13 protein-coding genes and 1 riboswitch are annotated in these 12,961 nt (G+C 38.1%); of the genes, 6 read left to right on the forward strand and 7 right to left on the reverse strand.

The annotated features are described in order from the left end of the window. Positions 1-43: 43 nt before the first annotated feature. The 7 genes from ACWATA_RS22750 to ACWATA_RS22780 form a co-directional block, all read right to left on the reverse strand. Positions 44-1,207, reverse strand: a complete 1,164-nt coding sequence (locus tag ACWATA_RS22750) for a M20 family metallopeptidase (RefSeq protein ID WP_328142047.1) — start codon at positions 1,205-1,207, stop codon at positions 44-46. A 231-nt stretch (positions 1,208-1,438) separates the two neighbouring features. Further along, on the reverse strand, positions 1,439-2,236 hold the full coding sequence (locus tag ACWATA_RS22755) for a HoxN/HupN/NixA family nickel/cobalt transporter (protein WP_328142045.1): 798 nt from the start codon (positions 2,234-2,236) through the stop codon (positions 1,439-1,441). A 133-nt stretch (positions 2,237-2,369) separates the two neighbouring features. Then, a riboswitch (cobalamin riboswitch) is annotated at positions 2,370-2,552 on the reverse strand. A gap of 105 nt (positions 2,553-2,657) precedes the next feature. After that, on the reverse strand, positions 2,658-3,077 hold the full coding sequence (locus ACWATA_RS22760) for an organic hydroperoxide resistance protein (protein WP_028412491.1): 420 nt from the start codon (positions 3,075-3,077) through the stop codon (positions 2,658-2,660). A gap of 151 nt (positions 3,078-3,228) precedes the next feature. Continuing rightward, positions 3,229-3,822 (reverse strand): undecaprenyl-diphosphatase, encoded by a 594-nt coding sequence (locus ACWATA_RS22765; RefSeq protein ID WP_165635428.1) that lies wholly within the window; start codon positions 3,820-3,822, stop codon positions 3,229-3,231. Positions 3,823-3,968: 146 nt separating this feature from the next. Beyond that, positions 3,969-4,901 carry an ABC transporter ATP-binding protein gene (locus tag ACWATA_RS22770; RefSeq protein WP_028412493.1) on the reverse strand — a complete coding sequence of 311 codons (933 nt, stop codon included), beginning with the start codon at positions 4,899-4,901 and terminating at the stop codon, positions 3,969-3,971. 1 nt (position 4,902) lies between these two features. Then, on the reverse strand, positions 4,903-5,586 hold the full coding sequence (locus ACWATA_RS22775; RefSeq protein ID WP_028412494.1) for an ABC transporter permease: 684 nt from the start codon (positions 5,584-5,586) through the stop codon (positions 4,903-4,905). Positions 5,587-5,622: 36 nt separating this feature from the next. Then, positions 5,623-6,837: a DUF418 domain-containing protein gene (locus tag ACWATA_RS22780; protein WP_165635429.1), complete on the reverse strand. Its 1,215-nt coding sequence runs from the start codon at positions 6,835-6,837 to the stop codon at positions 5,623-5,625. Between the two features lie 170 nt (positions 6,838-7,007). On the opposite strand from ACWATA_RS22780, the gene ACWATA_RS22785 reads away from it, so the two are divergent. From ACWATA_RS22785 to ACWATA_RS22810, 6 genes are all read left to right on the forward strand, one after another. Continuing rightward, positions 7,008-7,733 (forward strand): response regulator transcription factor, encoded by a 726-nt coding sequence (locus ACWATA_RS22785; RefSeq protein ID WP_098112292.1) that lies wholly within the window; start codon positions 7,008-7,010, stop codon positions 7,731-7,733. Further along, complete coding sequence (locus tag ACWATA_RS22790; RefSeq protein ID WP_473050190.1) at positions 7,730-9,484, forward strand: sensor histidine kinase; 1,755 nt, start codon at positions 7,730-7,732, stop codon at positions 9,482-9,484. The genes ACWATA_RS22785 and ACWATA_RS22790 overlap by 4 nt, the downstream gene beginning before the upstream one ends. A gap of 80 nt (positions 9,485-9,564) precedes the next feature. Beyond that, a complete protein-coding gene (locus ACWATA_RS22795) occupies positions 9,565-10,257 on the forward strand; it encodes a response regulator transcription factor (RefSeq protein WP_033580709.1) in 693 nt (230 codons plus the stop codon). Positions 10,258-10,260: 3 nt separating this feature from the next. Beyond that, the gene (locus ACWATA_RS22800) at positions 10,261-11,607 is read left to right on the forward strand and encodes a HAMP domain-containing sensor histidine kinase (RefSeq protein ID WP_335707347.1); all 1,347 of its coding nucleotides are present in this window, start codon (positions 10,261-10,263) and stop codon (positions 11,605-11,607) included. Between the two features lie 72 nt (positions 11,608-11,679). Beyond that, positions 11,680-12,255 carry a PepSY domain-containing protein gene (locus ACWATA_RS22805; protein WP_028412500.1) on the forward strand — a complete coding sequence of 192 codons (576 nt, stop codon included), beginning with the start codon at positions 11,680-11,682 and terminating at the stop codon, positions 12,253-12,255. 133 nt (positions 12,256-12,388) lie between these two features. Beyond that, a complete protein-coding gene (locus tag ACWATA_RS22810; protein ID WP_165635432.1) occupies positions 12,389-12,928 on the forward strand; it encodes a PepSY domain-containing protein in 540 nt (179 codons plus the stop codon). Positions 12,929-12,961 lie beyond the last annotated feature (33 nt).

Consider the following 12,961-nt stretch of genomic DNA (forward strand, 5'->3'; position numbering starts at 1 on the left):
TATAAGCTTTCAGGTTAGTCCCGCCGTTTGAGGCGGGCTTTTTTTATATTTGAAGCAGCAAATTCGCAAATAAAGAAGAACGCTCGGACAACGTATCAATTTGAATATGTTCATATTCTGCATGTATTCCTTTTCCGCATGCTCCTAATCCATCCAACGTGGGAATGCCAATAGCCGCTGTAAAATTGCCATCACTTCCGCCTCCAACAGCTGCTTCTTCTAATTTCATACCCAGTTTGGCCGCAATCAACTGAGCGCATTCAAATAACTCTTCCGTTTGTTTAGACTTAACCATTGGAGGACGGTTCATGCCTCCTGTTACTTCAATCTTAATCCCTTTTAAAATGGGCGTTAAATTCAAAATAATATCCGTCATACGTTTTGCTTCTTCTTCTGTAGAAACACGTAAATCCACGTGCGCTTCTGCATATTCCGGCACTACATTCGTACCGCTGCCTCCGGTAAATGTCCCAACGTTCACCGTTGTACCTTTTTCATAATCGGTTAAGCTCTGCAGAAAAATCACTTGGCGCGCTAGCTCTTCAATAGCATTGATTCCTTCTTTGTGGTGATTACCAGCGTGGGCTGCTCGTCCCCACACCTTTACGGTGAAAATCCCCGCTCCTTTGCGCGACGTTTTTAACGCACCTGAACCCGCCACCGCAGGTTCTGCTACTAGCACTGCTTCACTTCTTTGTGCTTCTTCTTCTATATATTTTTTAGAGGAAATTGATCCAATCTCTTCATCTGAATTGCAGAAAAACACAATTTTTTTATCCATTTCTAAGCCGAGCTCTTGAATCGCTTTAATTGCCCATATTGATTGCACAATGCCGCCTTTCATATCTAAAATTCCCGGACCATAAAGCTTGTTTCCTTCTGTTCTTAGACTCAGCCTTCCCTTTTCCCATACCGTGTCAAAGTGACCGATAATTAAAAGCTGCTTCTCTCCTTCTCCAATCGTAAATTTCAAGTGGTTTCCTACTTCTTTTTCTTCTATGATTTCATACCCTACGCCTAAACGCTTCTGAAACAGCTGCGTTAAATACATTCCACACTGATCCACTAACTCTTTACTGTAGGACGGTGATTCTTTTTTCACAAATCCAACTAAATCTTCGAGCATCTCTTGTTCATGTTCTTTTAAATAACTAAATACGCTTTGTTCTACCATTACCTGACTCAAATCAATTCCTCCTCCAAACAACCCCTGCTGCTTGTGCATTCATTGCTTTTATTTATCGTACGTATGAGTATGTTCTACGTTTCACATAACGACCTTAAATTATCCTTAATTATAATGGTTTTCAGACAATTTTCCATCCTTAAAATACAGATAATACTTTAACTTATTCATAACCGACCGAAAATAGCCATAAACTTCAACAAATTTATACAAAAAAGCTTCAATCTTCAACAGATTAAAGCTTTCATTTTATTAATTGACATTTATTTTGATATTTTTCCCTTTTGACTTCACACTTACAAAAACAAACATAGACACTAAAAAAACAAACAAAATAACGCCAACCATTTCAAAGTTTACTTCGGCCCATGGATTAAAGACAGTGAATGCTAAGTAGAAGGACACCCCGTATGCGAGGATAACAATAACCCAGCCCATCAAGCGGGAAGCAGATTGCCCAAACTTACTCGATTCATTCACCATTTTATGTACAATCAGTGAATCGATTGTATCTGTCAGCATCATACCAAACATAAATACTAGTCCTAATAAAAGCGGCGTATATTTGCCTGCGTTCCCTACAGCTAGAGACCACACGGCCGTTTGACTGACCGTTTCAGCCGCTAGGGCAAACAGCGCTCCTACAAGAATAATTAAAAAAGGATTCGTTGTTCCTTTTGCGATTTTCGGAATAAACTTCCCTTTTAACCCGCTCACCTGAAACTCTTCTTCTTTGTTTTTAGTTCGAAGCAAATGATATGTGTTTAATGTCCCAATCAGAAAGAGAGAGATGATAGATACCCAAGATGCAAAATGATCGAAATATGCTGGAAACGTAAAATTCTTCATCACTACGCCCAGCACCCCGGCCGTGACGGCCACCATTCCTCCATGACCTAGTGAAAACAGCGTTCCGACCCACGGAGCAAAACGGCTGCCCATTCGCCAATTATATCGGGTCTGGCCATCAATAAAAGCTAAGTGATCTGCATCTAATCCGTGCCTGATTCCTAATAAAAAGACAAGTAAAAAAACTGATAAACCTTCCATTTCCTACACTCCTTTTTTTAAAATAAAACGTAAAAAAGCCTCAATTCTATAGAAATTGAGGATGTGTCGGCATATGAAAATAAACAGTAATTGCTCACTGCGTACCTTGATACACCGCCTCTTTCCTAGAAGAGTCAAGTGTACAGAATAGGTAGGTCTCCTGGCTTGAGATCATCATTTTCTACCGCCTTCCCCGTTTTGAGTGACGATAAGATAGAAAACTCCCTGCTTACAGTGGCTGGACCGCTCGAGATTTGCACTCGATTCCCTGTTACCTCTTACGCTATGTAAGAGCACCTAAACTGTGCGAATGATTCATTTTCTTCCTCATTATACTAGTACTCCTTACAAATGAATAGAGAAAATTCAAATAAAAAAGCCCTGCTGAGCTTTACATGCTTAGCAGGGCTTTTTAAAGCAATTAAACTACTTCTACCGTTACGTCTACGTTGCCGCTGATTGCTTTTGAATACGGGCAGTATGAGTGGGCTAGGTCTACATATTTTTTAGCTGTTTCTAAATCTAAACCTTCGATATGAGCTTCAAGCGCTACAGCAATTTTCACTCCTTGATCAGCTTTATCTGGAAGCAGCTGAACCGTAGCTTTTACTTCACTGCTTTTAATTTCTACGTTATGTTTTTTCAACATAAATTCTAACGCGCTGTTGAAACAAGCACTGTATCCAGCTGCAAATAGCTGCTCTGGGTTTGTTGCTGTTGTTGCTTCTCCACCAAGCGCTGGAGGTGTTGCAACGTCTAAATTAAAGATATTATCTAAAGAATGAACTTCTCCTGTTCTTCCACCTGTGTTAACGACTGTCGTTTCATATAAAGCTTTCATGTATAAATCTCTCCTCTTTTTTAGTAATTTTATTAAAATTTTTTATTTATCGTTTCTGTAATTTAATTGTACACAATTCAATTTTAAAAAACAAGTGTTAAATACATTAAAAATTTTCCAATAAAAAAAGCCGCGTATATGCGACTTTTTCTTAATAATATTGAGACTGTTCGTCATAAGGTGATTTTCGAAAAATAGACAAGTTGGTAATAGCCCTCATCAGTTTCGTATTAAAAATAACATAATGAATAAACAGCGCCAGCACGCAGCCTAAAGCGGCTCCTGTTAACACATCGAATGGATAGTGAACGCCAACCCATACGCGTGAAAATGCAATGAGTGCACCCATGACAACCCACATGCGCCCTGAACGTTTGAAATGCAGCCAGATGGTAAAAGTGATAACTAATGCAGATGTAGCATGATCGCTTGGAAATGAAGAATTCGCGGCGTGATCAATAAGCTGATTCACGTGGTGAGAGATAAACGGACGATCTCGATAAGCAAATAAACTAATCACTTTATTGATAATGACTCCTGTGGCACAAGCACATAAAGCTTGAAATGCTACAACACGGCTGCCGTTTTTATTAATAAGTAAAAACAAGACGAGTAAAACAATAAGTACATACTGGGCATAATCTGCAAAGAATACCATTAGCGAATCTACAAACTTCACATGCGAGGCGTACTGATTCACCGCATGGAAAATGGTATAGTCTACTGAATTAATAGCTGATAACATAATCGAAATCCTTTCTTATTTTTAAATGTCATTAGCTATCTTATCAGTTTCTTGGGAAAATGAACATGTTTTTGTCAGAGGCTTCCTAACTGGTATTTATAAATGACTTAGTCAGGCTGAGTGGTAAGCCAACAGATTTTTGCCCATTAACTTACCTGCGAATGATCCACGATGTTTTGTTGCAAAAAGATTTCTTCTAAAGAAGGCTCTTCTACGTGAATTTGATAAATATCGATGCCGCATTGAATCAATTCGCGAATAATCAGAGGGATATTTCTCTCTTTTTGAAGCATCACTTTTGTGTACGTGTGATGGTATTCCACGTCCGGACTCACCGTACGGAAAAACTGTTGAATATATGCTTTATGACTGCTTGGGTAAGGATCATGTTTAATCATCACCGTTTTTTTCGCTTGGTATTGAAAACGCAGTTCTTCCATTGTCCCTTCTACTAAAATAACACCATTTTTCATAATCGCTACACGTGTACAAATCTTCTCAACTTCATTTAAATTATGAGACGTCATAAAAATTGTCTTGCCTTGATTTTGAAGTTCTCTTATTAATTCATGAATGTGGAGAGCAGATTCAATATCTACTCCAGAAGTTGGTTCATCTAAAAAGACAAGATCTGGGTCTGTTACAATCGCTTGAGCAATTCCTAACTTCTTTTTCATTCCAAATGAAAACTTTCCAACTTTCTGATGGTCATGTCCTTCTAATCCTACTTTCTTCAGTACATTACTACAGTGTTCTTTAGAAAAACGATGTCCGTTTATCTTTAAAAAATAGCGCAAATGATTGAGTGCCGTCATCTCATCATAAAAGGTAGCATAGTCAGGAAGCACGCCTATTTTCTTCTGAAGCTCTAAATCAATATCACTCTGTCCCAGCAGCGTAAATTCTCCCGCTGAAGGAAATGAAACGCCAGTAAGCATATTAATAAATGTAGACTTCCCTGCTCCGTTTCTCCCTAAAAATCCGTAAATTTCTCCTTGTGGTACCTGTAAATTAATACTGTTAACAATTGTTTTTGATCCATACTTTTTAGTTAATTTACTTGTTTCTATAGCATACATATTATACTTCTCTCCTTTTAAAACTCCAAAGTGCCGTACATAGACAAAGTGCTGCAAAAATAAGAAGAACCGTTAAATACCCTTTCTCCAACTTTAAATAGTAGTAAGGTGTCACATACTTAAACCATGCAATGTACGCTTTTGATGAAAATATGCTCCATACGCTCAGTACCGGTAAAACAATTGATAAAATAATTGATAAAAACATAGTATGAATTGGATTTGATAGTAAAGCTGAAAGCATTAAAACAGATGAAATGATACAAGTAGTGAATAGCAGGCACTCTAAAAATATATAAAAAGAAAAATGATGCGAAATAAAACCAATCAGTAGAAATGAAATAGAGATACAAACAAGCCAGAAACAACAAATTCCTAAGAATTTTCCTAGTACAATACGCTCTCTTGATGTTTTGGTAACTAAAAACCTGGCTGTTCTTGTTTTAATTTCTTGATTAATAACATTGTGAGAAAGACTTGAAATAAACAAGGGTCCGAATCCGAGAAGCATCACCAAAATTCCCCCGTTGGCTCCATCTCGAATCTGTGCGCTCGTCAGTTGACCTCCAAGTTGACTAACTAGATGGGCTATTCCATAGGAAGCACCGCATACGATTAAAATAACGATAATTGATTTAACACTTTTAAATAAGCTTTGAAACTCTTTTACACTAATGGCCCACATTTTTAAAATCTCCTTTTTACATAAGTTTGACTGCTATCATCCAACAAAAGGATGATTTATTCCCTCAGGTAAAGCTTTTTTCTCTTTGGGCTTTCCGTTCCAAGAAAAATTTGTCCATATGCGCAGCAGCTTTTCCACCGGTCCAGTTTGAAATTTTTGCACGTACATATAACTTCCGATAAGCTGAATTCCGTAAATACCTATGCAGACAAAAACCCCTGCAATCATTCCGAGCTTTCCGAAATAACCTAATCCATAACCATAAAAAATCGTCGTGCATATAACCGTTTGCATTAAATAATTACTAAGCGATATCCTGCCTACGCTTTCAAAAGCCTTCATCAAAAATGACTTTTCGTATTTCGCATATAGCCAAGCAAAGCCTGCAATATAACCAAGAGATAAGAGACTCCCACCTAACATATGTGTAGAACCAGCCCAATTAGCATCTGGCCATACGTACATAGTTCCTTTTAACAGCAAGCTAAGCGGAATCAACACGGCCGCCCAACGGCCATACTGTTTTTGATTAGCTGAAGCGTCGTAAAACCAATTTTTCTTCCCCGCATACATACCAAACAAAAACAAAGCACCCATTATAAATGGTGTAAACAAGAAGGCAAAAGCAAATTTATATCCTGCTATATTCATCGGATCAACGTTGTTGCGGTGGTCTTTAATTTGTTCATAAGTTCCACTTCCATACACATGAATCGTATCTTTTACGTATGTGGTGAGCGTTTGCTTATCACTAAGAAGATACATATTATCGTTTAATGAACCGTAACCGGCTGCTCCCGTAAGAACTAGTAAAATTGATGCCCATACCAACAGCGTTTTAGCTTTACGGTTTAAAAAGAAAACTAATAAAAATATCCCCATCATTCCGTAAAACGTAAGAATATCTCCTTCCCATAAAAGTACTCCATGCAGTAGACCAAACCCTAGAAGCAGAAGAAAGCGGCGAAAGAAATGCCTTTTTACTCCTAACTCCCTTCTTTCTAAGCTTTCTTTCATCTTCACCATTGAATAGCCAAATAAAAAAGTAAAGATTGGCATAAAACTTTCTTCTACGGCAACTTTTAAAAAAATATAGGCTGCTGAATCGCTTGGTGATAGGGAAAAGAGATGAATCATATCCTTTCCATAAATACCGTATTGAAAAATTAGCATATTCGCTAGTAAAATACCCAGCAAGCTAAATCCTCTCATACTATCAATTACTTTAACCCGCCTAAAATCATTACTCATCCTTTTAACTCCTTTACTATGTGTCTATATATTTAGTATATGAAATGAAGGTTTCAAGAAAATAAACAGGAGATTATCTTTTCTTTAACATTTTCCAATTTTGTTAATCTTTTCGTAATGTTCTTATGCTAAAATCGAATACGTATGAAATGAAACAGAGGTGATTTATATTGGAAGATGCATCTATATTGCTAGTTGATGATGAAATTGCTATTGTCAAAATGTTGGAGACAGTATTAAAAAAAGAAGGCTTCAACCAAATCTATAAAGCTCACACCGCTCAAGAAGCGCTAGATGTTTTACATAATAAAACGATTGATATTATTTTGTTGGACGTCATGCTTCCCGATAAAAGCGGATTTGATATTTGTCCTAAAATTCGTGAGCTCTCAAACGCTTATATCCTGTTCATAACAGCCAAAGTATCTGACTTGGATGTGTTAACGGGCTTCGCCATGGGCGGAGATGACTACGTAACCAAGCCATTTAATCCTTTAGAGATTGCGGCACGAATTAAAGCACGATTGCGCAGAAAACAAACGCTGATCGAAAGAAGTCCTGTAAAAATGGAATTACAGCCTTCAAATCGCTATGAGTTTGATCGTTTTATCGTAGATGAATCCGCTGGAGAGCTCATTGTAGATGGTCAAACGGTTGCTTGCCCCGCACAAGTATTTTTGCTACTACTTCATTTTTGTAAAAACATGAACATGGTTCTTTCTAAATCACAGCTGCTTGAAGCCGTTTGGGGATATAACCAGTTCGTAGACGATAATACGGTAACCGTTCATATTAGAAGAATTAGAGAAAGAATCGAAGATAATCCTAGCAATCCAAAACATTTAGTTACAGTGCGCGGACTTGGATATAAATTAGTGAACGGAAAAGCACTATGAAATCAATTAAAAGAAGGTTGACCTTTCATTTTTCGTTTCAGTTTATTGCAATTATTGCATGTGTTTGCTGCGTTCTTTTTTGCGCTTTAATGTTTCTAGCTTATTACCTTTCAAAGCAAGATATCAAAAGAGACTTGCCCTCTGGATCACTTAGCGTATTAACCGGGGATACAACAGTTGAAGGTGGAAAAGCAAGCGTTTCAGATGATTTAGCAAAACAACTTAAACAAGAAGGACTATGGTACCAAGTACTGAACAAACAAGGAAAAGTAATTGGAGAAGTTAACTCCCCAAAAGACTTACCTAAGCACTACGGTCTTTCAGAGTTATTAGAAATGGATAAAACCCAAAAATTTAAAGGCTATAATGTCGTAACAGAACTTGATACCTTTTTGACTACACCTACTTATTATATTTTGGGCTATAAAAGTGATTTAAAAGACCAGCTATATGCTTTGTATGCTAAGTATAATAAACAAAGTGTGCCTCCCAAAAGCGATATCCCTCTTATCAAAAAGGCGTTAAAAGAAAAAGATGCTTCGCTTCAAATTTTAAATGAGAAAGGTGATATCTTAGCTTCAATTAGAATGCCTAAAGAAAAAACACGTTACGATCCTTTAGAAATTATTTCCCGAAAAATTGAACAAGATAAATATGATTCAACAGCTACTGTATTCCATGATCCAAAGAAGAAAATTTCTTGGGTTTTTTACACTCCTAATAATTACCACAGTATAACCGATGAATCTATTATTCGAAAAGCTTGGATGATCTCCATCATCGTGGCGGTTTCTGTTCTTATAGCCACTATCACTTTCTCCATCTGGAACGCTTTTCGCTACGGTGGCCCCTTACTTCTCTTCACCAGCTGGCTCGGACGTATGGGAAGCGGAAACTATTCAGAAGTGCTAACAGAAAAAGAGCGGAAGCGCGTCTTTCGGAAGAATGGAAAAGTACGTTTTCAATATCGCCTCTATTCAGAAGTAATTACAGCCTTTTATGAGATGGCAGAGCAGCTTAGCTTAGCTGAAAAAGAACGAAAGCAGCTAGAAATCACTCGTGAAGAATGGATGACTGGAATATCACATGATTTGCGAACACCCCTTTCGACGATTCAAGGATATGGCCATATGCTTGAAAGCGGCTATTACAATTGGAACGAAGAAGAGCTAAAAGAAATTGGCCAAACGCTGCGTGACAAAAGTGAATATATGGTGGGGCTTGTAGAAGATTTTTCACTGGCCTTTAAGCTTAAAAATAATGTGGTTGCCTTAGAAACGAAAAAAGTGGACGTTCATCAATTGCTTCAGCATATTGTTTTAAAATTCGTTAACGATCGAACCATTAAAAATGTGCAATTCTCTTATGTACCCGTTCACCTTCAGCCTTTTATTCAAGCTGACCCGCGCTGGTTTGAACGAATGGTTGATAACCTAATTTTTAATGCTATTAAACATAATCCGGAGAACACCACTATTACAATTTTGACCGTTCTAAAAAGTGACCACGTCTTGATTACAATTCAAGATGATGGAATTGGAATGGATGAAGAAACGCAGAAAAATTTATTTGACCGCTATTACCGCGGCACAAATACAACCGAAAAAACAGAAGGTGCTGGACTCGGCATGAGTATCGCAAAGGCCATTTGCGAACTTCATAAAGGGCATATTGAAGTGAAATCCACTCCTAACCAAGGCACTGCCATTACCTTGCATATTCCTCTTTCAACCAATCAGCTGCCGGGCTAACCTCCAGCTGCTTTTATACACCTCAATCCTCTCCATGCTATAATGTACGCAACTATACATAGACACAAGGGGGAATTTTTTTGAGTAAAGGCAGAATTTTAATTGTAGAAGATGAGCGCAAAATTGCTCGTTTAATTCAGCTCGAGCTTGAACATGAAGGCTATGAAACCGGCATGGCTTATACGGGCACAGAAGGATTGGCAGAGTTTCAAGAACACGATTGGGATTTGCTGCTTTTAGATGTGATGCTTCCTGAACTGAGCGGACTTGAAGTACTTCGTCGCATTCGAGCAAACAATGATCAGACGCCCGTTATCTTATTAACCGCTCGAGACGCCCTTCCTGATAAGGTAAGCGGACTAGATTTAGGAGCGAACGATTACATTACAAAGCCCTTTCAAATTGAGGAGCTTTTTGCACGTATCCGCGTATGGCTTCGCCATCCTGCATCAGCATCTCCTGCTGAAAAAGAAGCAGATACTCTGCAGCTAGGAACTTTAGTTGTTAATGAAAAAACGCGAGAAGTCACGCGTGAAAATGAAGCTATTGAGCTGACTCCTAAAGAATATGATTTACTTGTCTATATGCTTCAAAACAACAATCAAGTGCTAAGCTTTGAACAGCTTCTTACAAACGTGTGGGGATTTGATTACTACGGCGACACCAATATTGTATACGTATACATTCGTTATTTGCGCAAAAAGATTGATGCACCATTTTCAACACCTTATATTCAAACGGTGCGCGGCGTTGGCTATATGCTTAAGGAGTAGCTTATGAAACTGCAAACAAAGATTATCCTTACATCAACTGCCCTGCTTTTTATTCTCTTAGTAATTGCAAACAGTTCGATTTACTTCATTTTCAAGAAAACCATGGAAGACAATGCAATTGAACGTTTACAAGCAGAAACAAGCAACGTAACAAATGGGCTAAAACAAACAAGTTCGACGGTTAAACAAGCCAATTTGCTTCGTGCCTATTTGCCTCCTAACGGAATGATTCGTATTTTGCCTAAATCAGGGAGTCCTTTAGTTGTATCGGTTACTGATCAAACGAAAGAGCTTCAGGACTTATCCTATTCTTATTATTCAAATGAACAAACAACCATCAAAGAAGACGACGGCCACCTATACGCAATTTCGCATACTCCGGTCATTTGGACGAACGGTGAAGTCGTTTCTTTAGAAGTCACGGAACAACTCGAAGACGTGGAACAATCTTTACAGACGTTAAAATTCATCTTGCTTATTGCCTCTCTTGTTATATTAATTCCGACCATATTTGCCGGACGGCTTTTAAGTAAAATCATTTTGCGGCCTATCAAATCTCTTATTCATACTATGGAAGAAATTCAAGTGTCTCGCACATTCAAAAAAATCGCTCTCTCTTCCTCTTCTAAAGATGAGTTAGATCAAATGGCCAACACCTTCAATAATATGATGGATTTATTAGAGGAAAACTATAAAAAGCAAGAGCAGTTCGTATCCGATGCTTCTCATGAATTAAAAACACCCCTGACCGTGGTAGAAAGCTATGCCAATATGCTAAAACGATGGGGGATGAAGCGTCCAGATATTTTAGAAGAAGCCATCGAAGCCATTCACTCTGAGTCTTTACGCATGAAACAGCTTACGTCTCAAATGCTGGTGCTTGCGAAAGATGAGTCGCAGTGGGAGCTTCACATGGACCACGTAGATGCGGCGGCCGTCTGTAACCAAACAATCAAGCATCTAGAACAAGCTTTTGAACGAACCATTTATTTAAATATAAAAACGGATCATCCCGTCGTAACAGCGGATGAAAAACGCTTAAAGCAGCTGCTGTACATCCTCTTAGATAATGCCATTAAATATAGTGAAAAAGCGGTAGAGGTAACCATAACAAGAAGCGAAAGCTTTATGATTACGGTCACAGATCAAGGAATTGGTATCCCAAAAGAAGACTTATCAAACGTGTACGAACGCTTTTTTCGCGTAGATAAAGCAAGAAATCGAGAAACCGGTGGTTCAGGGCTTGGGTTATCCATTGCTCGAAAGATTGTAGAAGCCCATAGCGGACGTATTGAGATTAGCAGCGATGAAGGCAAAGGGACATCCGTAACGGTTTGCTTTCCTCTTTGATTTCTCACCGTTTCTTAGAGATTTTTAAGAATTGCCTGCTATACTATTTTTCATAATACTGGAGGTGAATGTATGAAGAAAACGGTGCTTTTTATACTTATCTTTCTTGCTGTTGGTTCAGCTTGCTTTTATGGAATAGCAAAAGCAATGAATCGATCTGATACCATTTTATCCGAGTCTGAAATCAGCCGTATGATTCAGCAGAAATATGGCGGCACGATTGAAAATGCAAGTTTTTCTCAAAAAGATGATGAACCGATTTATCTAATTACTTTGCTTAAAGGTGATATTCCATACCACATCACAGTAAATGGAGAAAATGGAGAAGTCCAGTCATTAATCAAACAAAAAGTAGAGAAACAAACGTCTACTCAAACTAAAAATGATACAGAAAAAGAACAAAAAAAGAGCGAGCAGCCACCCGTTTCTCCTACATCCGACGAGCCTCTCATTTCAATGGAACAAGCAAGAGATATTGCTTTACAAAAAGTAAAAGGAACGTTTTCCTCAGTTGAAATAGAAGAGGAAGAAGGCCAAACCTTCTACGAAGTCGAAATTGATCAGTCTAAAACAAGAGAAGCTAAAGTAATGATAAACGCTTACTCTGGGCATGTAGATTCCATCACCTATGAAAATGACGACGACTAAAAGTACAGCGGAAAGCTGTGCTTTTTTTATACACCTTTATTTATTTCTAAGAAAATTTTAAACTTCTTCTTCTTTTCCTTTAAAGTTCATCGGCTAATATAGTCTTAACAACAAATTAAGGAGGCCGTAACATATGAAAGTTATTACAACCGTTTTAGCCAGTGCAGTATTAGTCGGTGGATTAGGTGCAAGTGCATATGCCATGACGGATCAGTCTAAAAGCAATGACAAGAAGCAAACCACAACGATTGAAGAAGCAAAGGCAAAAGACATCGCTCTTCAAAAAACAGACGGCGGTGACATTACAAATATCCAATTAGCCGTAGATGACGGCGTTAAACAATATGAAGTAGACATCACAAAAGGTAATAAAGAATACGATGTAGATATTGACAGCAGCAGCGGTAAAATCATTGAATTTGATGAAGAACAAAAAGACGATGAAGATGAGAAAGAAGAGAATCTTCAAAACGTTTCCCCTGCTGTTTCATTAGATCAAGCCATAAAAACAGCTTTAAAAAGTGCTAAAGGAACCGTGAATGAAACGGATCTAGACCAAGAAAACAGCCGTTTAGTATATGAAATTGAAATTGACACAGCCGATAAACGTGAAGCAACTGTTTCAGTAGATGCCAAAAACGGTGACGTAATCAGTGTAGAAATAGATGATTAATAGAAAAAGCACGCTCCAAAAGGGGCGTGCTTT

Source organism: Priestia sp. USM5 (assembly GCF_058323215.1).